The sequence below is a fragment of the Prauserella muralis genome, from assembly GCF_003202285.1.
Classification (GTDB): Bacteria; Actinomycetota; Actinomycetes; order Mycobacteriales; family Pseudonocardiaceae; genus Prauserella_B; species Prauserella_B muralis.
The window spans coordinates 62714-83885 of record NZ_MASW01000007.1 but is presented as its reverse complement, the minus strand read 5'-3'; the positions used below and the strand labels follow the sequence as shown (position 1 = coordinate 83885).

The window sequence follows — 21172 nt, the reverse complement described above, 5'->3', positions numbered from 1 at the left end:
GATTGACCCCGCGCACCGCGTCCGGGCAAGCTCAGTGCACACCGCGCGTCGACGGTGCGATCGGCCACTGCCTTCCGGCATTCCCTCGCAGGCCGAAGCATTTCCGACCACAGGCAACCGTATGACGAAGTCTGGAGTGAGAGGTGAATCGTGGTTCTACCGTCAAAGATGCCTCAGCTCGCTGACCTCGATCTACTGCTGTCCGTGGCGAGCTACGGCAGCGTGGGAAAGGCCGCTCAGGCGCACAGCCTTTCACAGCCGGCAGCCAGCATCCGCATCAGTGCGATGGAACGCCGGCTGGGCCTGAGGCTGTTGGAGCGCTCTCCTACGGGATCGAAGCTCACCGAGGAAGGAGAAATGCTGGCGAAGTACGCCCGCAACGTGATGCAAGCGGCCCGAGAGTTGCTGGAGTTCGGATCGGCGTCCCGGTCGTCAGAGGCGAAACGGCTACGGATTGCGGGCAGCCCGGCCATCTCCGAGCATTTGATCCCGGAATGGCTGAACCGGTCCGGGTTCTCGTTCGGTGAGGCCCGTGTCGAGGTGCAGGCCGGCAATGTCGACGCGCTGCGCCAGCTGATCCGTGCGGGTCACGTCGATCTCGCGTTCATCGACGGCTGGTGCCAGGCGGGCAGCCGTGTGCAGCAGCAGTTCGGCGATGACATGGAGACCCGCTACATCTGCGACGACAGGCTGGCCGTGGTGGTCGGGTCGAAGCATCCGTGGTCGAGGAGGCAGAGTCCCGTGACGGTGAAGGAGCTGGCGTCCGCTCCGCTCGTTCTGCGCGAGCGCGGCTCGGGGCTCCGGGAGTTCACGGATGAGCTGCTGAGGACCGCGGGTGTCGCGGGGAGCTACGTCGAACTGCCGTCCAGCGCCGCGATCAAGCAAGCCGTCGCGACAAGCCAGCGGGTGACCGTGCTGAACATCTCCACCGTGCGGTCCGAACTCGCCGAGGAAAGACTGAAGATGGTCGCCGTCGACCGGGAGCTGCCCGCGAAGCCGATCTATGCGGCCTGGAGCGAGGGCCGCGGACTCCCCGAATACGCGCGGGAGCTGGTGGAGATCGCCGCGTCGAAGGGCAGTCCGATGCCTGTTCTACTGCCCGGTCAGGCCACGAAGGCAAGCCTTCTCCTGGAGCCGGAAACAACCGCGAAAACCTAGACCAAACCGGAACGATTGACGAACGTCCACACCGTGCCGGTGTCGAGTGCAGGAGGATCAACGATCGATGTCAGCTCTGAACAAGATTGCACGTACGCTCGTCTCCAACAGGCGCGGCATCCTCGCTGCTGACGAGAGCATCGGGACGATGTCGTCCCGGCTGGAGAAGGTCGGAGTCGAACCGACCGAGGAAAACCGCCGAGTCTACCGGGAGTTGATTGTCACCACCCCGCAGCTCGCGGAATCGGTCAGCGGCGTCATTCTTGCCGACGAGACCTTCCATCAGAAACTGGCCAACGGCCGCACGTTCCCGGAGTATCTGGATGAACTGGGAATCCTGGCCGGCATCAAGGTCGACACCGGCGCCAAGCCGCTGGCGGGAGCCCCGGACGAAAAGGTCACCGAGGGGCTCGACGGACTGCGCGAACGAGTCGCGGCGTACGTGCGCGGCGGCGCGACGTTCGCCAAGTGGCGCGCGGTCATCACGATCGGCGACAACCGGCCGTCCGCCAGGGCCGTGCGTGCGAACGTGCACGCACTGGCGCGGTATGCCGGCCTGTGCCAGGAGGGTGGCCTGGTGCCGATCGTGGAACCCGAGGTGCTGATGGACGGGTCCCACTCGCTGGCGCGCTGCCAGGAGGTGACGACCTCCGTGCTGGAGTCGTTGTTCGAGGAGCTCGACCTGATGCAGGTGCAGCTGGACGGCATCGTCCTCAAACCCAACATGGTGGTGCCCGGGTCCGACAGCGGGGAACGGCCCACGGTGACGGATGTCGCCAGGGCCACAGTGGACGCTCTGCACGCGACCGTGCCGCCGTCCGTACCGGGTATCGCATTCCTCTCGGGCGGGCAGAGTCCGGAACTCGCGACGCAGCACCTCGCGGCGATGCAGAAGCTCGATCCGCTTCCCTGGGAGCTCACGTACTCGTTCGGCCGGGCGCTGGTCGGGCCGGCACTGGAGACGTGGCGGGGCGATGAGGGCAACTGGGCCGCCGCCCAGCAGGCCCTCTCCGAGCGAGCCGTTGCCAACGCGGCCGCCCGCTGAGTGCTCGAGCCGGGGCGGCCGCGGTGCGGTCGCCCCGGCTTCGACGCTCCTGACCCGTGTCTGAGCGGAGTGAGGTTGATGAGAACCACGGGATGGCCAGTCCCCGGGACCACCGGCGGTTTCCGTACCGAGGAGCGGTACCTCGGTGCGTCCGCCGGAACCGGCGGGCCCGATCACGCTCTCGCTCTCGAACTCGTGCCGGTCACCGAGGCCGCCGCTGTCGCGGCCGGCCGGTGGGTCGGGCACGGCGACGAGAACCGTGGCAAGGTCGCCGCCGCCGGCACGGTGCACAGGCTGATCACGTCGGTGTCGATGCGCGGTGTCGTCGTGGTCGATGAGGGTGGGCAGCCGCGTTCCGCGGGTGCCGAGATCGGCGCCGGTGCAGGGCCGGCCTGCGACGTCGGGATCAGCGTCGGCGGGGCCGCGCTGTCGGCCGCCAGGGATGTGCCGACCGCGCTCGCGGCCATCGCGGTGGCCGAGCGCGGCGGGTTGTACGACCCGTCGCCCGTTCGCTCCATGGAGAAGCTGGCCGTCGGGCCCCACCTCGCCGACGTCGTCGACATCGACCGCCCGGTGGCGCAGAACCTGCGAGCCGTTGCCGCGGCCAAGGGTGTCCGGGTGCCGGATGTCGTCGTCGCGGTCCTCAACCGGCCCTGGCATCGGAAACTCGTGCACGACATCCACGAGGCTGGTGCGCGGGTCCACCTGGTCGAGGGCGGTGAGGTCGCGGGAGCGATCGCTCCCGCGCTGCGCGAAAGCCCGGTGGACATGCTGCTGGGCACCGGGGGAGCAGCGGAGGGAGTCATCGCCGCGGCGGCCCTGTCCTGCCTGGGTGGGTCGCTGCAGGCCCGGCCGCGGCCCGGGGGCCCCGAGCACAGCGACACCGGTCCCGCCGTCGGCGAGGTTCTGCACACCCAGGACCTGGTGCGCGGCGAGAGCATCGTGTTCTGCGCCACGGGGGTCACCGACAGCGAGGTGCTGCCCGGGATACAGCACCACTCCGGCCGGGCCATCACACAGTCCATTGTGCTGTGTTCGAACCCGGACACGGTGCGGATCGTCAAGTCCGAACACCGGCACTCCCGGTGGCGGGGGCACGAGGAGCACCAGTTCGCATGACGAGTGACGCCACCACGCCGCCCGTCCTGGCCGAGACCCTCATCGCGCGCTACCGCGGACTGATCTGTGATCTCGACGGTGTGGTCTACCGCGGCTCCAGGGCCGTTCCCCATGCGGTGGAGACCCTCAACCAGCTGACGGCCGACGGCACCCCGGTCGTGTTCGCGACCAACAACGCCTCCCGTCCTCCTGAACAGGTGGGCGATCACCTTCGCGGGCTGGGTCTAGCACCGCGCGGCTGGTCGGTGGTCACGAGTTCGCAGGCGGCCGCGGCGCACCTGGCGGAGCGACTGGCCCCGGGAGCGCGCGTGTGTGCGGTGGGAGGGCCGGGTGTCGCCCTGGCGCTCACCGAAGCCGGGTTGACCCCGGTTCGCGTCGCGGAGCTGGGCGGCACACCGGTCGAGGCCGTCGTTCAGGGACTGGGCGTCGACGTCACCTGGACCGAGCTCGCGGCGGTGAGCCGTCTCGCCGAATCCGGCATCACCTGGGTGGCGACGAACGTCGATGTCACGCTGCCGACGCCCGACGGGCAGGCGCCCGGCAACGGCGCGCTGGTCGCCTTGGTGCAAACGGCGACCAGCGCGGCACCGCACGTCGTCGGCAAGCCGCAGGCCGCCCTGTTCGACCTCTCCCGCTCCCGGCTCGGTACCGACCAGCCGGAGACTCTGGTGTGCGGGGACAGGCTGGACACCGACATCGAGGGCGCCAACGCGGCCGGGCTCGACTCGCTCTTCGTCCTGACCGGGGCGTCCCGGCTGCGGGACCTCGCCTTCGCGGAGCCGCCCGAGCGTCCGACGTATCTCGCCGCCGACCTGAGCGGACTGCTCGAGCCCGCGCTGCCGTTGCGCGCCACCTCGCCCAGCCATCCGGTGGACCTCTGGACGGACGCCGTACCCCGCATGCCTCGCGCCGTGGGCAACGGCGAGCTGTTGCGGTCCGTCGTCCTCACGGCCTGGGCCGCTCGCGACGCCGGTCGTGCGATCTCCGGCGACGCGGACCTGTGGGCGGGGATCGAACGAGAGCTCGGTCTGCTCGAGCCGGCCCACGCCGCCTAGCGGCCTGTTCCGGCACAGCGGGCGGGGGCTACGCCGGCGACGACCCGCGCAGCCCCCGCGCGTCATGTTCCTGGCAGGGCGGGCGGCTCGCCTGTGCGCTCGTAGCCGGACAGCAGGTCGATCCGGCGCTGGTGGCGGCCGCCCTCGAACTCGGTGGTGAGGAAGGCCTCCACAATGCGCTCGGCTTCCTCGACCGCGTGCATCCGGGCGCCGATGCCGGCCAGCAGCGCGTTGTTGTGCCTGCGGGCGAGCCGGGCGGTGTCCACGTTCCAGGTCAGCGCGGCGCGGGCGCCCGGCACCTTGTTGGCGGCGATCTGCTCCCCGTTGCCGGAGCCACCGATCACGACGCCAAGACTGCCCTTGTCGGCGACAACGCGTCGTGCCGCCTCGATGCAGAACGGTGGATAATCGTCGTTCTCGTCGTAGACGGTGGGGCCGACGTCGATCACCTCGTGACCGAGATCGGTGAGCCTGGTGACAAAGTGGTTCTTGAGTTCGAATCCGGCGTGATCGGAGCCAAGGTAAATTCGCACCCAGCCAGCCTAATTCCCCCATCGTGGTTTCGCGGTTCGGTAACCGGTGGTCTGCCATTGAAAGTCGTGATAGGCAGGCATAGTCGGGGGTTTCGAGCCTCCTGTTCGGCGACGTGGGTCCCCCGGAGGCGACCAGCACGACCACCGGCACCCGCGATGCGGTCCGCGCCGTTGACGTCCTCGCTCGCCGGGTCGTAGCGTGAAGGTGCAGCATGTCCGCAGGCAGGCCCTCGTGCCCCCGGCCGCCGCCCGACGGCGAGGCCGGTGGAGCGCGGCGATCGGCACCGCGAGGTCGTGCGGGTGCCCGTAGCTCGTCGCCGGGCCTCTTGTGTCCACGTTTCCGCAGGTCGCGGATGGTGTCGCCGTGGCGGCGGTACCTCTGGCCGTACCGTCGGTGAACGTGTCCGCTCCACTCGTAGGCCCCAGGATGCCGTTCGGCACCGGTTCCCGACCACTGGTTCAAGGTCAGTTGCTACGACTTCGTTAAATCCACGATGCTCGTGCGTGGCCGCGACATTTCGGGATGCAGTCGTCGAAATTGCGCGGATCACGAATGTCCGGTTGTCGCCCCGTCGCCGGGCGCAGCCAACAGCGAGGAGGAAACTATGAAGTGGGAAACTCCGGAGTACACGGTCGTCGAGGTGTGTGCTGAGGCCACCGGCTACTTCTACCGGGGCTGACAGCCGGGCTCGACGGCTCGTGTCGCTCGATGTGGCGTAGTCGCGTCGGGTCGCCGAAGGCTGCGACGAGACTACGGCCGGCGTTGACGCAAGGCCCCGGGTCGAGTGCATCGATGGCGCAGGGGCCTTGCGTCACACGCTGAGAACGGTTTCGACGTGCCGGCGTCAAGGAGTTCGCCGCTGGGCACGTCAACCGGCACGTCACGCAGGAGTCCGCGGTACTGGGCCCAACCCGCGACCGGCTCCGCGACAAAGCACAGGACTCGAACAGGGCGGTCCGCCGATACGCCCGCGCGTGGCAGTTCGCCGGTCGTCGTCGCGAACACCCGCGAGCAAGGTCTGTCGAGTACCGGCTCGTATTTCTCGTCTCCCTCCCCGGTGAACCGTGGCTATTCTTCGAGGTGGTCCAGGTGTCTCTCGAGTTCATCCCGCTGATAGCGCTTGCTTTCGGTCTCAGTCTCGACAATTTCCGTTCGTCGATCGCCATCGGCACCATTCCTTTCGGTTGGCGCCGGGCCGTGCAGGTCGCTGTCGTGTTTGGAATATGGGATGCCCTGAGTCCGCTGTTGGGCGGGTTGATCGGTCACTTCCTGGGTGACTTTCTCGGGGACTGGGCGGAATACATCGGGGCGGTCGCGCTGGGACTCTACGGTGTCTACTTCATCGTCGGAGCTCTCCGGAACCCGAAACCGGAAGAGGAAGACCTGGACCATCCGTGGGTGACGCTCTTCGGTATGCCGCTCTCGCTGAGCATCGACAACTTCGTCGCGGGCGCCGGACTGGGGATCGCCGGGTTCTCCATCATCGTCCCGATGCTGGCGTTCGGCGTCATGACGATGGTCATGTCGTTCGTCGGACTCCTCGTCGGTCAGATGGCCGCCAAGGTCATCCGAATCCGCGCCGACCTGCTCTGCGGCGTCTCGCTCTTCGGCGCCGCGATCCTGCTGCCACTGGTTTTCGAGTGATCGACGGGCACCGTTGTACGCTTGACCTGAGCCGGATCCGTGAGGTCGAGCTCCAGGGAGCGGGGCGGATGGTTCCGGTCGCGGGCCGCCGGAAGCACGTGCTGGTGCCGGTCTGCCGGCCCCCTGGGCTCAGGTGCTCGGTGTCTCAGGCTCGGCAACACCTGGGAGGACACCAATGCCGGAGAATCCCGATACCCACGTCTACCGCACCTACGACAAGGTGCTGCGCGAGACGCAGGCGGCTCGGCGGCGCAACCACCCGGCAGCGAGCGGCGATGCCAACGACTGGTGGCCGCACCGGGTCGACCTGAAGGCGTTGCGCCGGCGGCAACCCGTAGCCGATCCGCTGGGCGCCGACTTCGACTACGCCGCGCAGTTCCGGACGCTGGATCTCGACGAACTGGCGCGCGATGTCGACGAGGTGCTGACGACCTCGCAGGAGTGGTGGCCGGCCGACTTCGGTCACTACGGCCCTCTCGTGCTGCGCATGGCCTGGCATGCAGCGGGCACCTACCGGATGAGTGACGGCCGGGGCGGTGCGGCCGCCGGGATGCAACGCTTCGCGCCGGTGAACAGCTGGCCGGACAACCGCAACCTGGACAAGGCGCGCAGGCTGCTGTGGCCGGTGAAACAGAAGTACGGGCGCAGGATCTCGTGGGCGGACCTGATGGTCTTCGCCGGCAACCGTGCACTGGAGTCGATGGGCTTCAAGACCTTCGGTTTCGGCGGGGGCCGGGCCGAGGTGTGGGAACCCGACGACACCTACTGGGGACCCGAACGCAAGTGGCTCGCGGATGAACGGCACAGCGGTACTCGTGACCTCGACGAGCCGCTGGCGGCCACCGACATGGGGCTGATCTACGTCGATCCGCAGGGCCCGGCCACCAACCCCGATCCGGTGCTCGCAGCGCGCGACATCCGCCAGACGTTCCGGCGAATGGGCATGAACGACGAGGAGACGGTCGCCTTGATCGCCGGTGGCCACACGTTCGGAAAGACGCACGGGCTGCGGGACCCGGCCTTCAACCTCGGGCCTGAACCGGAGGACGCACCGCTGTCCGCGCAAGGCCTCGGCTGGGCGAACGAACACGGAACCGGCAACGGCGCGGACACCACGACCAGTGGGCTGGAAGGGATGTGGACACGCACGCCGGTCACCTGGGATCACACGTTCTTCGAGACGCTGTTCGAGTACACATGGGACGTTGAGCTCAGCCCGGCCGGTCTGTGGCAGTGGATTCCGAGCGACGGCCAGGGCGAGGGGACCGTGCCGGACCCCTTCGACCCGGACAGGAAGCACCACCCGGTCATGCTCACCACGGACCTGTCGCTGCAGGAGGACCCGGTCTACGAGTCGATCTCGCGGCGTTTCCTGGAGCATCCGGACCAGTTCGAGGACGCGTTCGCGCGGGCCTGGTTCAAGCTGACCCACCTCGACATGGGGCCGATCCAGCGTTACCTCGGGCCGCTCGTCCCGGCCGAACGGCTGATCTGGCAGGACCCCGTGCCGGAGGTGGACCACGAACTGGTGGACGCCGACGACATCGCCGCCCTCAAACGCGACATCCTCGGATCGGGCCTGACGGTGGCGGAACTCGTCGCGACCGCGTGGGCGTCGGCGTCGACGTACCGCGACAGCGACAAGCGCGGTGGGGCGAACGGAGCGCGGATCCGGCTCGAACCGCAGTGCAGCTGGCCGGTGAACGAACCCGAGCGGCTGGGCGTCGTCCTCGCCGCGCTGGAGGCGATCCAGCAGCGATTCAACGCCTCCCAACGGGGGGACAAGCGGATCTCGATGGCCGACCTGATCGTGCTCGGCGGTTGTGCCGCGGTGGAACACGCCGCCGCGGCCGCCGGCCACGAGATCGACGTGCCGTTCCGGCCGGGACGCACCGACGCGACCCAGGAATGGACAGACGTCGAGTGGTTCGGTGCGTTGCAGCCCACGGCCGACGGCTTCCGGAACTACCTTGGCCACGGTTTCCGGATGCCGCCAGAGCATCTGCTGATCGACAGAGCGAGCCTGCTGACGCTGACCGCGCCCGAGATGACCGTGCTCGTCGGCGGGCTGCGGGTGCTGGGTGCCAACCACGGACGTTCCCCGGTGGGCGTGCTGACCGCGGCGCCGGGGTCGTTGACGAACGACTTCTTCGTCAACCTGCTGGACATGGCAACGGAGTGGGTGCCGAGGCAGAACGGCGACAGCTGGACGGAGACCTACGAGGGCCGCGACCGCGGCACCGGCGAGGTCGCGTGGACCGCGAGCCGCGTCGACCTGATCTTCGGTTCGCACTCGGAACTGAGGGCGCTGTCGGAGGTCTACGCGAGCGGGGACGCACGCGCGAAGTTCGTCCGGGACTTCGTTGCCGCGTGGGTCAAGGTCATGGAACTCGACCGTTTCGACCTTCCGCGCCGAGCACGGCAGCCGGGCCGGAGATCCGGCGGGAACGGCGCCCCCGCAACGACATCAGCCGACCTCCCGCACGACGCGGGGTGGCACGAACGGTAGCTCTCGCCGGGGGAGCGGTGGGGTCCGGCCGGTCGGTGGCAACGCATATCGGAATGGCTTGTCCGGGTGTAGGGTACGAACTCGTTACAGGCTCAGCCGCACAATTCGAGACTGATTCGGCACCTGTAATCGGTGCGCTACACCGGATCGGCTGTGGCGCACGTTTTCGAGAGCATGCGATGTCGTCGTCGCGACACCGACGATCTCGTTTGGGCGATGTGTTTCGTGAAATCTGTCAGAAAGTTCATCTTTTGCTGACGAGGAGGTGAAGTCCGATGACGATTGCCCAGGATCGAGAGGATCTCTTGGCCGAACTCGCCGGACAGAACAAGGCAACCATCGGTGCCGTGCTCGGGACTGGTTCGATCGGCAAGGCAACCGAGCGGCCTGACGGGACCATGGAGGCGACCATCCGGATCCCGGAGGACGCCATGACGTGGGAGCCGGCGATCCTGATGCTGCCGCACGGCGGCAAGATCGAGCTGACGATCATCAATGACGACAAGAACACCCACGCCTGCCTGCTGCCCAGTAACGGTGAACGGCAGTTCATCGGTCTGCTGAACCACTCGAAGGGCCGGGCGACGCTCGAGCTGGACGGTCCCGGCTGCTACTGGTACGGCTCGCCCGCCGGCAACGACGAGGGCAGGGGACTGACCGCCGCCATCGTCGTGGGCGGCGAGGTGCCGCCGGAGGCCAAGCTCGACCGACCCGCACAGCCGCGGCCGTAGAAAGGGGAAACCCACCATGACAGTCGAATATGTCGACGCCGGCGAGGCGTTCAACCACAGCGAGCTCTCCAACCTCCCGCACAGTGCTCCGGACGTGACGCGCGGGATCAACTACGAGCGCATCCTCCAGGCGCGCAGCGAGTCGCAGAACTGGATCACCTACTACGGCGACTACGACGGCAAGCGGCACAGCCTGCTCGACCAGATCAACGTCGACAACGTCAAGAACCTGAAGGTCGCCTGGATCCATCAGGCCAGCGCCACCGGCCTGATCGCCTCCACCTCGACCTACGCGTTCGAGGCCTGCCCACTGGTCGTCGACGGCGTCATGTTCGTCACCGGTTGGGACGGCTGGCTCTGGGCGCTCGACGCGACGACCGGCGAGCAGCTGTGGCGGTACAAGCACGCGGTCCCCTTCGACGTGACGCTGTGCTGTGCCAACGTCAACCGCGGCTGCGCGGTGGCCAACGGCAAGGTCTACATGGTCACCCAGAACGCCCAGCTGCTGGCCATCGACGCGACCAACGGCCAGAAGGTCTGGCAGAAGACCATCGGCGACGTGCGGGCGGGGGAGAGTGCCTCGATCGCTCCGCTCGTCGTCAAGGACACCATCATCACCGGTTCCGCCGGTGGGGAGTACGGCGTCCGCGGGCACATCGACTGCTGGGATCTGGAGACCGGCGAGCAGCGCTGGCGCACCTACACCGTGCCGAAGCCGGGTGAGCCCGGCTCGGAGACGTGGCCCGCCGACGGCGAGGCCTGGCAGCGCGGAGGCGCGAACCACTGGGTCACCGGAACCTACGACCCGGAGCTGAACCTCTACTACGCGGGCACCGGGAACCCGGCTCCCGACTTCGACGGCGAGGTCCGGGAGGGGGACAACCTCTACACCGACAGCGTGGTCGCGCTGGATGTCGACACCGGTGAGATCAAGTGGCACTACCAGTTCACCCCCCACGACCTGTGGGACTACGACTCGACCATGGAGATGACCCTGTTCGAGCGGGACGGCAAGAAGCTGCTGGCCCACTTCGACAAGAACGGGTACATGTTCGTCCTTGACCGCACCAACGGCGAGCTGCAGCACGTCACGCCGTTCGTCGACCGGATCGACTGGGGCGTCATCACCCGCGACGGCAAGGTGACCCCCCGGAAGTACCCGGACAAGGAGGGCGAGCCCTGCCACTTCTTCCCCGGCCCCGCCGGTGCGAAGGAGTGGACGCACGCCTCGTACAACCCGGAGCACGATCTGTTCTACGTTCCGGTGGCCGACGTCGGTGCCACTGCCACCCGGCGTCGTCGCGAGTTCAAGGAAGGCATGCCCTACTGGGGCGCCGCCGTCGAGGTCGACATCGACAACATGGCCGGGTCGGTCAGCGCGTTCGACTCCCACGGCGAGGAGAAGTGGCGCTACCGGCTCAACAACATGCCGATGGCGGCGTCGACACTCAGCACCGCGGGGAACCTGGTGTTCGCGGGCACGCCCGCGGGTGAGTTCATGGCGCTCCACGCCGAGACCGGGGAGAAGCTCTGGAGTTTCCAGTGCGGCAGTGGTCACCACAGCAGCCCGAGTACCTACTCCGTGAACGGCAAGCAGTACATCTCGGTGCCGGTCGGCTGGGGTGGCTGGCTCGAGGGCATCGTGCCCGGCCTGTCCGGTCAGGGTCACGGTGCCTCGCTGATCACGTTCTCCCTCTGACGGGGACGTGCCACTGAGGTGGCGCTGACCCGGGGCCCGAGGTGACGTCCCGGGTCTGCCTCCATCGGACCGGTGATCGAGTCGTCCTGGCGACGCCTCGATCACCGGTCCGGTGCCATGTCCGGCGAAAACCAAAGGTGGTCTGATGAACCAGTCGTCGGTGCCCCAGCAGGGCGGTGGACTCGAGCAGCTGCCGTGCCTGTACTGCGGTGAGACCTACGGGCCCGGTGATCTCGCCCTGCACACCGAGCCGGTGCACTGCGGGCCCTGCATCACGTGCGTCGACAAGCCCGCGTGTTTCAGCTGCCGTCTCATGTACTGCGTGTGCGACGTGCACAGGTACCGAGGCTGAACGCCGGCGCCCCGGCGCCCGGCAGGCGGGGTTCGGTGTCCGGTTGCGGTCGCCGGGTCAGGTAGGTGGCCGGGTCAGATCTGCAGCGCCCTGCGCACGGCAGGCGTGTTCCGTCGGGACACGGGGACCATCGTCTGGGCCTGGTCGTCCATGACGAGGAACAGCTCACCCTTGAACCGGCGCTCGACCTCCTGGATGCGGCTGAGGTTCACCACGTACTGGCGGTGCACCCGCAGGAAACCGGAATCACTCAGCTCGGCTTCGAGCCTGTCGAGGCCTGGCGACGCGGACCGCAGCCGGCCCTGGTCCGTGGACAGCCACACGTCGTTGCCGTCCGACTGCGCGAAGGACACCTCGGGCAGCCGGAGCAGGACCATGCGGTTCTCGCGTGTCGCGACCATGCGACGTGGCTGCGCGCCCAGCGGGGCGTCGCCTCCCGCCCGGGGCAGCGGATCTCCCTCGGACACCCCGAACGAGACGATGTTGCCGACGAGGTGCCCGGACAGGAACACGGGCTGGAAGCTGATCGAGGTCGGTTCGTTGGCGAGCCGGGTGAAGATCTGTGTGGAGCCGACCCAGTCGGGATTGCGCGCCGCCTGCTTGGCGGCATACTGGGCGGCTCGGATGAACTCCGGCAGTTCGGGCTTCCATCGCACCGCGGGATCGGGCGCGGGCGTGGAGCCCGGGATGCCGAGCAGCACGCCCGCCGCGTCGTCCGCGAGCACCACCCGGCCTGCGGGATCCACGGCCGCGAGTGCCGCGGCCGAGCGCGACCTGGCGTGGTTGAAGGCGGCCATCAGTTCGCCGCCGTCGTCCTTGGCGCGCAGTCGCAGAGTCCGCTGCGTCATCTTGGCGGCGTTGCCGAGCCAGGCACCCACGGTTGCGGGTAGTTCGCGACGCCAGCACGAGATGTTGAGCACGGCGACCGGCTCCCTGGTCACCACGTCCCGTACCGCCACACCGGCGCAGGTCCAGTCGTGGAAGGCCTGGCACCAGTGTTCGGCACGGCGGATCAGCACGGGGGTGTAGGACATCAGCGCGGTGCCCATGCCGTTCGTCCCGGTGGCGCCCTCGGCCCAGCAGAACCACGGTGCCAGGTTCGCCTTGGCGGCGACGGTGCGCGTGGCCTGGTCTCCCCATTGGGCCAGGACGCGGCCGGAGGCGTCGGTGATGGTGACGATGCCGCCGAGGTTGCTGACTTCATGCTCCAGCGAGGCGGCACGGAACCCCAGTTCGGCGATGACGACGTCGTGCTCGAGCGCATGGTCGACCTTCGCCACGGCTACCGGCGCCTCGGCAAGGTGGGGGTCGACCCGGTACTGGTCCCGGCACCGCTGCCAGGAGATCGCGATCTCGGGTCGCACGCCACGGAGGTCGTCCTCACCCCGGACGAATCGCTCCCATGCCCCGTAGACCGTTGCCTCGCCATCGGTGCGAGAGGTCGGATCGAGTCGGCGCAGTTGTGCCATGGAAGACCGCCTTTGGTCCGTTGCCAACCCGGCCGGCACGCACAAGGTCGGTGCCGTTGGCCGCTCGTGTGCCGCTTGACGTATCGGGCCGCGTCGCGTGGCCGCCGACGCAGGCTAAGCTGCGCCGCGTTCCGGCGGCAAGCACAGTGGGACGACCGCGAGCGGATGACGTACGAACGGATGCGAAACCGCGATTATCGGCGGCCGGCCGCTCACGAGCGGTCGTTCTCCGGTCCGGCCGACGATCATGGTTCGCAGGCCGGCACGCACGCGGCCCTTCCCGGTTTACCGCGTTCACCAGGGCGAACCGCGTGGCTGGTCCGCCGCGGTGGACGATTCCGAACGGGCGAATTCCAGGCCGGCTAACTTGACCAATTCAAAGTTGTGGCGCACCATCTCCGGGCAACTGGTGCCGCGTCGTCGAGGTTGTCGAGGCCGCCTGTATCGCTTGCCCGCACGGCCGGATCGCGGAGGTGATCCGCGGCTGGCCTGGCTCGGCAAGCCGATCTTGTTTGTCTACAAACCTGTGGCCGGCCGACACGGACGTGTCTTGAAATTTCAAGTCACGTCAAGTAGTTTGTGAGGTTCTGTCACGGTCCGGCGGTCCCAGGAAGCCCCGGCGCGTCAGGCCGTAAGGAGGTTGCGATGACCGGGAGAGTGCCACCGCTGGCGATCGCACCAAGGCCCAGCGGACGTGACCACGTGGCGAGAGGCTCGCTGGTGACGACGTCATCGGCGAAAGAAGTCGCCCGTGCCTGGGAAAGCTTTGCCGCGGGCGAGGACGTCGAGACGGGCGTCCGGCCGGAGATCCTGGCCTCGTGGTACCGGTGCCGGGATCGGTACGAAGTGGACCGGACGCTGGACGTCGCGCCGGGAGCGGGTGGCGATGCCCAGCAAGCCGACAACGACGTCATCTTCACGGCACTCGGCAGCCTTGGTGCGCTGGCCGGGCAGGAAGTGGAACGGGACGGCGCCGTCGTCACCGTGACCGACGGCGGCGGGCGCGTCCTCGGGATCTGGGGCGACCCCTCCGCGCAGCGGCGGGCCGAGCTGCACAACCTCGCCCCCTGGTCGTCATGGTCGGAGCAGTGCACCGGCACGAACGGGATGGGGACTTCGTTCGAGGTGCCCGGCGCGGTGACGGTGACGGGGCCGGAGCACTGGTGCGAGGCCTTCCACCAGTGGGCCTGTGCGGGGATCTCCATCCGCGATGTGGTCACCCGCGCACCGGTCGCGTCGATCAACATCTCGCGATGGAACGCCCCGCTGTCCGAGCTCGTGCCGGTGTGGCTGACGAAAGCGGTGGCGTGCGTCGAGCAGGAGATCTACCGGCGCGCCGTCTACGAGGCGGACAAGGTGATCTCCGAGTTCAACAAGAACTCCGTCCAGGTCAGCGCTCCGTTGATGGCGATGGATCGGGGTGGGAATGTCATCGCGGCGAACGAGGCGGCGGTCGCGCTGCTCGGGTTGACCGGCGACACGCCGCTGGTGGCGGGTGCGATCGAACCGGCCCAACGCTGGACCCCGGACATCTCAGGACTCTCTGACGTGGTGCGGTGGGTCAAGGAGCGGGCGCAGGGAACCGGGCAGTGGAGCGGCCACGCGACGCTGACCGTGAACGAGGGAGAGGCGGCCACTCCGTTGACCATGCGGCCCGTCGTCGACGCGAGCCACGTGGTGGGCATGCTCTGTGTCTTCGGGATGCAGGAGGGCGAGCCGTACGAGAGCGCCTCGCAGGCGGCGGTCGGTCAGCTGCCCCGGCGCGTGATCGGGATGCGCAACGACCGGCTGATTCTGCTGGCTCCGTCGGAGATCCGCTACGCCGAGGCCGACCGGAACGTCGTCTGGCTCATGACCGAACGCGGCAGGATCCAGGCCGCGACCCGTGGCCTGGAGAACGTCGAGCGGTTGCTGACGCCCTACGGGTTCAGCCGGGTGCATCGACGCTTCCTGGTGAACCTTCGCCGGGTGGCGGAGCTGGAACGGGGCATCAAGGGCGAGCTCTTCCTGATCATGGACTCCCGTTCCCACGAGTTCGTGCCCGTTTCCCGGCGCCACGCTCCGGAACTCCGGCGACTGCTCGGCGTGTAAGCACCCGTTTCCCGCCTGATTCCGCCGGAGGATGAATGGCGGCGGAATCAGGCTTGCGCGGACAGCAGGCACGAGCGTCAGCGGCGTCCGCGCGAGGAAAGAGCCTCCACCTGGCTGCGCAGCCCCTCCACGGCCCGCGCCGGATCGTCGGCCGCGTAGACGGCCGAGCCGGCCACGAAGCAGTCGACGCCGGCCTCGGCCGCCTGTTCGATCGTGCCGGCGTTGATGCCGCCGTCGATCTCCACGACCAGGTTGAGGTGCCCGCTGTCGACCATCCTCCGCGCGTGCCGCACCTTGTCCAGGACGGTGGCGATGAACTTCTGACCGCCGAAACCGGGCTCCACGGACATCACCAGCAGCGTGTCGTAGTGCTTGAGCACGTCGACGTAGGGCTCCAGCGGGGTGTTCGGCTTGATCGCCAGTCCCGCCTTCGCGCCCGCGGCCCGCAGGTCCTTCGCGAGCATGACCGGATCGCCGGCGGCCTCGACGTGCACGGTGACGTTGTACGAGCCCGCTTCCGCGTAGTCGATCGCCCAGCGATCGGGGTTCTCGATCATCAGGTGGCAGTCCAGCGGCAGGGCAGTGGTCGCGAGCAGCGACCGCACGACCGGCAGGCCGAGAGTCAGGTTCGGCACGAAATGCGCGTCCATGACATCCACGTGCAGCCAATCCGCCCCACGGCCTGACTGTCCCGTCACGGCGGCCACTTCGTCGGCGAGCCGCGCGAAATCGGCGGAAAGGATGGACGGCGCAATCATTGGCTGATGAGACACAGAATCGAGGGTAGTGGTGTGGGGGTGGGTGGGTGGTTATTGGTTGTGCGCATTGGGGGATTGGGGTTTTGCATGTGGTGGGGTGTTGCTGGTTTTTGGGTGGGTGGGGAATTGTCGTGTGGGTTGATTGGTCGGCCCTTTTTTGGTGAGGAGAGTGTGCTGTGAAGTTGCAGGTTGCGTTGGATGTGGTGGATCTGCCCTCGGCGTTGACGCTGGCCAAGCAGGTGGCCGAGCACGTCGACATCCTGGAGCTGGGGACGCCGCTGGTGAAGTCGGTGGGCATCGGCGCGGTGAGCGCGATCAAGGCCGCGCACCCGGACAAGCTGGTGTTCGCCGACCTCAAGACCGCCGATGCCGGTGAGCTGGAGGCGGCGATGGCGTTCGAGGCCGGGGCGGATCTGGTCACGGTGATGGGCGCCGCCGACGACGACACCGTGCGCGGCGCGGTCGCGGCCGGCCGCAAGTACGGCAAGGAGGTCGTCGCCGACATGATCACCGTGGTCGAGGACCGGGTCGCCCGGATCCGGGAGGTCGCCAAGCTCGGGGTGGCGTTCGTGGAAATCCACGCCGGCCTGGACGAACAGGCCCGCCCCGGCTACACCATCGACACCCTGCTCGAGGACGGACGCCAGGCCGGCGTGCCCTTCTCCATCGCCGGCGGCATCAAAATCGACACCATCGCCTCCGTCCGCGACGCCGGCGCCACCGTCGCCGTCGCCGGCGGCGCCATCTACAACGCCCCCAACCCCACCACCGCCGCCCACGAACTCAAAAAACGCGCCGCCTGACGACCGCAGCCCGCCCGAGAAACGCGAAGAGAAGACACCACAGGAGTGCGCGCCCATGGCAGCAAACGAATCACCTGACGAGGTTGTTCGCTTGACCACCAAGCGACTCCCCGAAAACTGGACCGAGCTGGACCAGCGTGCGGTGGACACTGCCCGCGTGCTGGCCGCGGACGCGGTCGAGCACTGCGGGAGCGGACATCCCGGCACGGCCATGAGTCTCGCGCCTGTGGCCTACGCGCTGTTCCAGCGGGTCATGCGGCATGACCCCGGCGACGCGCAATGGATCGGCAGGGACCGGTTCGTGCTCTCCGCGGGGCATTCGAGCCTCACCCTGTACATCCAGCTGTTCCTGTCCGGCTACGGCCTGGAACTCGACGACCTGAAGGCCTTGCGCAGGTGGGGTTCGCTGACCCCCGGCCACCCGGAGTACGGGCACACGAAGGGTGTGGAGACCACCACCGGCCCACTGGGCCAGGGCCTGGCCAACGCGGTCGGCATGGCCATGGCGGCCCGCCGCGAGCGTGGCCTGCTCGACCCGGACGCCGAGCCAGGCGAGAGCGTGTTCGACCACCACATCTACGTGATCGCCTCGGACGGCGACATCGAGGAAGGCGTCACCTCCGAGGCCTCGTCGCTCGCCGGCACCCAGCAGCTCGGCAACCTCACGGTCATCTACGACAGCAACGAGATCTCCATCGAGGACGACACCCGCATCGCGCTGTCCGAGGACACCGCCAAGCGCTACGAGTCCTACGGCTGGCACGTCCTCACGGTCCACGGCGGCGAGGACGTGGCCGGATTCCTGGAGGCGATCGAGCAGGCCAAGGCCGAGACGTCTCGCCCGACGCTGATCGTGCTGCGCACCGTGATCGGTTACCCGGCCCCGACCAAGATGAACACCGGCAAGGTGCACGGTGCCGCGCTGGGCGCCGACGAGCTCGCCGCGGTCAAGCGTGCCGTGGGCCTGGATCCGCGGCGGAGCTTCCAGGTCGACGACGACGTCCTGCGCCACGCTCGTGAGGTGGCCGAACGCGGGAGGGCCGACCGCGAGAAGTGGCAACTCGAGTTCGACGCCTGGGCAAAGGGCGACCCGGAACGCAAGGCCCTGCTGGACCGCATCAGCACGCGGGAACTGCCGGCAGGCTGGGCCGGCAGCCTGCCCACCTGGGAGCCCGACGCCAAGGGAGTCGCCACCCGCAAGGCGTCGGCCGCGGTGCTGGCCAAGCTCGGCGAGGTGCTGCCCGAGCTCTGGGGCGGGTCGGCGGATCTGGCCGAGAGCAACAACACCACGATCAAGGGCGCGGACTCCTTCGGCCCTGCGGAGATCTCCACCAAGGCGTGGCGGGCGCATCCCTACGGGCGCACGCTGCATTTCGGCATCCGCGAGCACGCGATGGGGTCGATCCTCAACGGCATTGCGCTGCACGGCGGGACCCGTCCTTACGGCGGCACGTTCCTCATCTTCAGCGACTACATGCGTCCGGCGGTACGCCTGGCCGCGCTGATGCGGCTGCCGGTCATCTACGTCTGGACGCATGACTCGATCGGGCTGGGCGAGGACGGTCCGACCCACCAGCCCGTGGAGCAGCTGGCCTCGCTGCGGGCCATTCCCGGACTGTCGGTGGTACGCCCTGCCGACGCGAACGAGACCGCGCACGCCTGGAAGGCCGTGCTGGAGGATCCCGGCGGCCCGGCGGGGCTGGCGCTGACCCGGCAGGACGTGCCGACCCTGGAGGGCACCTCGGCGGACGGGGTGTCCCGTGGCGGCTACGTGCTCGCCGAGGCGTCCTCGGGCAACCCCGACGTGGTGCTCGTCGGCACCGGGTCCGAGGTCCAGCTGGCGGTGGAGGCCAGGAGGATTCTCGAGTCGGAAGGCGTCGCCACCCGGGTCGTGTCGATGCCCTGCGTGGAGTGGTTCGACCGCCAGGACCCGTCCTACCGGGACCAGGTGCTTCCCCCTTCGGTGCGGGCCAGGGTGATCGTCGAGGCGGGTACGGCGCAGCCGTGGCACCGGTTCGCGGGCGACGCGGGCGAGATCGTGTCGCTGGAGCACTTCGGCGCTTCCGCGGACTTCAGGACCCTGTTCAGCCAGTTCGGCATCACCACAGAGGCCGTCGTCGAAGCGGCACGCCGGAGCATGCGTTCCATACGGCCGAGTTGATGCCCGCCTCGCAGGCGGCAGGGGCGCCTGCGCGAAGCGGCCCCGGCAGGACGCCGGGGCCGCTTCGGCTGTTCGCGGCCGGTGTCACATTCCGGTTCCACGGCGCACCCGGAATTGCGCCGGTCATTATTCGTTATCTCAATTACGGGATACTGTTTGCCAATGTCGTAAGCCTTGCTGGCCACCACGCCGGCGGACAATCATCTTTTCAGGTAGCTGGTCCGAGCTCGACGTCACGATGCTCGGAGGTGGCTACGTCGATTCGCGCGATGGCTCTCCCGGCCGTACCGGACCGGGGTTCCCGCCGAGAACCCGGATCGGTGCCGGGCCCGGCGGCCGCCGCTGCCATCGCCCCGTGAATGGAGGACGATCGCGTTGACGCAGTCGATTTCGAAGAACCTCGAGGCCAGCTATTTCGCGGACGCGACGCGCGCTGTCGTCGGAGAGGTGGACAGGGTGAGTGCGGCAGTGCACTCTCCAGCGTGGATTCGTGCCGGCGCGTTGCTGCTGAAGGCGCCGACGGTGTTCACCATCGGCACCGGACGCAGCGGGCTCGCCCTGCAGATGGCCGCGATGCGGTTCATGCACCTCGGACTGCCCACTCACGTCGTCGGCGAGACGACCGCCCCGGCCATCGGCCCGCGCGACGTCCTCGTGGCGGCGTCAGGTTCGGGCACGACGGCCCGCGTGGTGCGGGCCGCGCAGACCGCTCGTGAGCACGGCGCCGACGTGATCGCGCTGACCACGGCGGCGGACTCGCCGCTGGCGAAGATCGCCACCGAAGTCCTCGTCATCCCGGCCGCGGACAAGCAGGACTTCGACGGCAACACCTCCGTTCAGTATGCGGGCAGCCTGTTCGAGCAGTCCGTCCTGCTCACCACCGACGCGCTGTTCCACACGCTGTGGCAGACCAGCGGGACCCAGGCCCGCGAGCTGTGGCGTCTGCACGCCAATCTCGAGTAACCACGGCAAGTTTCCGCGGTGGCACAGGAAGGTCCGCTCGACCGCGCAGGTGTCGCCAGCTCTGTACTGATGCGACAGACCCGAACAGGAGCCCGAGATGCAGTGTCAGAGTGAGATCGCACCGCGGACTTGCGTCGACATCCACGCCTTGGAGGCCGTGGCGCTGGCCGCCACCCACCGCGCCGCGGTGGCCAGCTACGCCTGGGTGGGGCGATACGACCAGCAAGCCGCCGATGCGGCGGCCACCAGGGCGATGCGCCAGGCGCTGGCCGACGCGCCCGGGCGAGGGACCGTCGTCATCGGTGAGGGGCAGAAGGACGACGCCCCGATGCTGTTCAACGGCGAGATCGTGGGCAACGGTCAGGGCCCGGACTTCGACATCGCCGTCGATCCGCTCGAGGGCACCTCGTTCTGCGCGAAGGACCTGCCCGGTGCGTTGGCCACGATCGCGTTCGGCGAGCCAGGAACCCTGTGGTCGCCAGGGCCGGGGTTCTACATGGACAAGATCGTGGTGCCGCCGCAGGCGAAGGACGTGATCGACCTCGACGATCCTCCGGAGCAGACCCTGGTGAACGTCGCCAAGGCTCTCGGCAAGGAGGTCAGCGAGCTCCGCGTCGTCATCATGGACAAGCCGCGGCACAAGGAGCTGATCGCACGCGTGGTGCAGGCGGGCGCGGCCGTGCAGACTCCGGCCGGAGGCGATGTCGGGGGAAGTCTCGCGGTCCTCCTGCCGACGCTCGACGTCGACCTGCTCCTCGGGGTCGGCGGCACGCCCGAAGGTGTGATGACCGCCGCGGCCGTCGGTGCGCTGGGTGGCGGCATGCTGGGGCGCCTGGCCCCGCAGCGTCCCGAGGAGGCGGCCGCCATCCGCGCAGCGGGCATGTCGCTCGACCGCATTTACGACTGTGCCGAACTCGTGTCCGGCGATGCGTTCTTCGTGGCCACCGGCGTCAGCGGAGGGACGCTGCTCGGACGGCCACGCGAGTGCGACGGCACGACGACCGCCGAATCGCTCCTGATCTCGAGGGGCCAGATCCGGCACATCACACACACGACCTTCGGATAGCTCCCCGGCCCGTGC

17 protein-coding genes are annotated in these 21172 nt (G+C 68.5%); 14 read left to right on the top strand and 3 right to left on the bottom strand.

Going from position 1 to position 21172, the window contains the following annotated elements:
* The first annotated feature begins 204 nt into the window (after window positions 1–204).
* The 4 genes from BAY60_RS29910 to BAY60_RS29895 all read left to right on the top strand — a co-directional run bounded on the left by BAY60_RS29910 (window position 205) and on the right by BAY60_RS29895 (window position 4377).
* Window positions 205–1158 carry a LysR substrate-binding domain-containing protein gene (locus BAY60_RS29910; RefSeq protein ID WP_245992878.1) on the top strand — a complete coding sequence of 318 codons (954 nt, stop codon included), beginning with the start codon at window positions 205–207 and terminating at the stop codon, window positions 1156–1158.
* 67 nt (window positions 1159–1225) lie between these two features.
* A complete protein-coding gene (locus tag BAY60_RS29905) occupies window positions 1226–2203 on the top strand; it encodes a class I fructose-bisphosphate aldolase (protein ID WP_112284765.1) in 978 nt (325 codons plus the stop codon).
* 78 nt (window positions 2204–2281) lie between these two features.
* Window positions 2282–3322, top strand: a complete 1041-nt coding sequence (locus BAY60_RS29900) for a fructose-bisphosphatase class II (RefSeq protein ID WP_112284764.1) — start codon at window positions 2282–2284, stop codon at window positions 3320–3322.
* On the top strand, window positions 3319–4377 hold the full coding sequence (locus BAY60_RS29895) for an HAD-IIA family hydrolase (RefSeq protein ID WP_112284763.1): 1059 nt from the start codon (window positions 3319–3321) through the stop codon (window positions 4375–4377). The genes BAY60_RS29900 and BAY60_RS29895 overlap by 4 nt, the downstream gene beginning before the upstream one ends.
* Window positions 4378–4439: 62 nt before the next feature.
* Here the strand turns inward: BAY60_RS29895 and BAY60_RS29890 are convergent, their stop codons facing one another.
* Window positions 4440–4910: a ribose-5-phosphate isomerase gene (locus BAY60_RS29890; protein ID WP_112284762.1), complete on the bottom strand. Its 471-nt coding sequence runs from the start codon at window positions 4908–4910 to the stop codon at window positions 4440–4442.
* A gap of 1090 nt (window positions 4911–6000) precedes the next feature.
* On the opposite strand from BAY60_RS29890, the gene BAY60_RS29880 reads away from it, so the two are divergent.
* From BAY60_RS29880 to BAY60_RS29860, 5 genes are all read left to right on the top strand, one after another.
* On the top strand, window positions 6001–6555 hold the full coding sequence (locus BAY60_RS29880; RefSeq protein ID WP_112284760.1) for a manganese efflux pump MntP: 555 nt from the start codon (window positions 6001–6003) through the stop codon (window positions 6553–6555).
* Window positions 6556–6730: 175 nt separating this feature from the next.
* Window positions 6731–9064, top strand: coding sequence for a catalase/peroxidase HPI (gene katG, locus BAY60_RS29875; protein WP_112284759.1), 2334 nt, complete (start codon window positions 6731–6733; stop codon window positions 9062–9064).
* Between the two features lie 275 nt (window positions 9065–9339).
* Window positions 9340–9795, top strand: a complete 456-nt coding sequence (locus BAY60_RS29870) for an MSMEG_3727 family PQQ-associated protein (protein ID WP_112284758.1) — start codon at window positions 9340–9342, stop codon at window positions 9793–9795.
* Window positions 9796–9811: 16 nt separating this feature from the next.
* Window positions 9812–11494, top strand: a complete 1683-nt coding sequence (locus tag BAY60_RS29865; RefSeq protein ID WP_112284757.1) for a PQQ-dependent dehydrogenase, methanol/ethanol family — start codon at window positions 9812–9814, stop codon at window positions 11492–11494.
* Between the two features lie 145 nt (window positions 11495–11639).
* Complete coding sequence (locus BAY60_RS29860) at window positions 11640–11846, top strand: recombination activating protein 1 (RefSeq protein WP_112284756.1); 207 nt, start codon at window positions 11640–11642, stop codon at window positions 11844–11846.
* Window positions 11847–11920: 74 nt separating this feature from the next.
* On the opposite strand, the gene BAY60_RS29855 is transcribed toward BAY60_RS29860, so the two are convergent.
* The gene (locus BAY60_RS29855) at window positions 11921–13315 is read right to left on the bottom strand and encodes a DNA-binding protein (RefSeq protein ID WP_112284755.1); all 1395 of its coding nucleotides are present in this window, start codon (window positions 13313–13315) and stop codon (window positions 11921–11923) included.
* Window positions 13316–13960: 645 nt separating this feature from the next.
* On the opposite strand from BAY60_RS29855, the gene BAY60_RS29850 reads away from it, so the two are divergent.
* Window positions 13961–15406 (top strand): DNA-binding protein, encoded by a 1446-nt coding sequence (locus tag BAY60_RS29850; protein WP_112284754.1) that lies wholly within the window; start codon window positions 13961–13963, stop codon window positions 15404–15406.
* 77 nt (window positions 15407–15483) lie between these two features.
* Here the strand turns inward: BAY60_RS29850 and rpe are convergent, their stop codons facing one another.
* Window positions 15484–16164 (bottom strand): ribulose-phosphate 3-epimerase, encoded by a 681-nt coding sequence (gene rpe, locus BAY60_RS29845; RefSeq protein ID WP_112284753.1) that lies wholly within the window; start codon window positions 16162–16164, stop codon window positions 15484–15486.
* A 176-nt stretch (window positions 16165–16340) separates the two neighbouring features.
* Between rpe and hxlA the strand changes: the two genes are divergently transcribed.
* The 4 genes from hxlA to glpX all read left to right on the top strand — a co-directional run bounded on the left by hxlA (window position 16341) and on the right by glpX (window position 21157).
* Window positions 16341–16967 carry a 3-hexulose-6-phosphate synthase gene (hxlA, locus tag BAY60_RS29840; protein ID WP_112284752.1) on the top strand — a complete coding sequence of 209 codons (627 nt, stop codon included), beginning with the start codon at window positions 16341–16343 and terminating at the stop codon, window positions 16965–16967.
* Window positions 16968–17022: 55 nt separating this feature from the next.
* Entirely contained in the window at window positions 17023–19128 is a 2106-nt protein-coding gene (gene tkt / locus BAY60_RS29835) for a transketolase (protein WP_211330516.1), read from the top strand.
* Between the two features lie 375 nt (window positions 19129–19503).
* Entirely contained in the window at window positions 19504–20091 is a 588-nt protein-coding gene (gene hxlB, locus BAY60_RS29830) for a 6-phospho-3-hexuloisomerase (protein WP_112284750.1), read from the top strand.
* Window positions 20092–20188: 97 nt separating this feature from the next.
* The gene (gene glpX / locus BAY60_RS29825; protein ID WP_112284749.1) at window positions 20189–21157 is read left to right on the top strand and encodes a class II fructose-bisphosphatase; all 969 of its coding nucleotides are present in this window, start codon (window positions 20189–20191) and stop codon (window positions 21155–21157) included.
* The last annotated feature ends 15 nt before the right edge of the window (window positions 21158–21172 follow it).

Excerpts from the sequence above, each read along its gene's own strand:
- BAY60_RS29905 (WP_112284765.1), top strand. The coding sequence starts at position 1,226 with ATGTCAGCTCTGAACAAGATTGCACGTACGCTCGTCTCCAACAGGCGC.
- BAY60_RS29900 (WP_112284764.1), top strand. The coding sequence starts at position 2,282 with ATGAGAACCACGGGATGGCCAGTCCCCGGGACCACCGGCGGTTTCCGT.
- BAY60_RS29895 (WP_112284763.1), top strand. The coding sequence starts at position 3,319 with ATGACGAGTGACGCCACCACGCCGCCCGTCCTGGCCGAGACCCTCATC.
- katG (WP_112284759.1), top strand. The coding sequence starts at position 6,731 with ATGCCGGAGAATCCCGATACCCACGTCTACCGCACCTACGACAAGGTG.
- BAY60_RS29870 (WP_112284758.1), top strand. The coding sequence starts at position 9,340 with ATGACGATTGCCCAGGATCGAGAGGATCTCTTGGCCGAACTCGCCGGA.
- BAY60_RS29865 (WP_112284757.1), top strand. The coding sequence starts at position 9,812 with ATGACAGTCGAATATGTCGACGCCGGCGAGGCGTTCAACCACAGCGAG.
- BAY60_RS29860 (WP_112284756.1), top strand. The coding sequence starts at position 11,640 with ATGAACCAGTCGTCGGTGCCCCAGCAGGGCGGTGGACTCGAGCAGCTG.
- BAY60_RS29855 (WP_112284755.1), bottom strand. The coding sequence starts at position 13,315 with ATGGCACAACTGCGCCGACTCGATCCGACCTCTCGCACCGATGGCGAG.
- BAY60_RS29850 (WP_112284754.1), top strand. The coding sequence starts at position 13,961 with ATGACCGGGAGAGTGCCACCGCTGGCGATCGCACCAAGGCCCAGCGGA.
- rpe (WP_112284753.1), bottom strand. The coding sequence starts at position 16,164 with ATGATTGCGCCGTCCATCCTTTCCGCCGATTTCGCGCGGCTCGCCGAC.
- tkt (WP_211330516.1), top strand. The coding sequence starts at position 17,023 with ATGGCAGCAAACGAATCACCTGACGAGGTTGTTCGCTTGACCACCAAG.
- glpX (WP_112284749.1), top strand. The coding sequence starts at position 20,189 with ATGCAGTGTCAGAGTGAGATCGCACCGCGGACTTGCGTCGACATCCAC.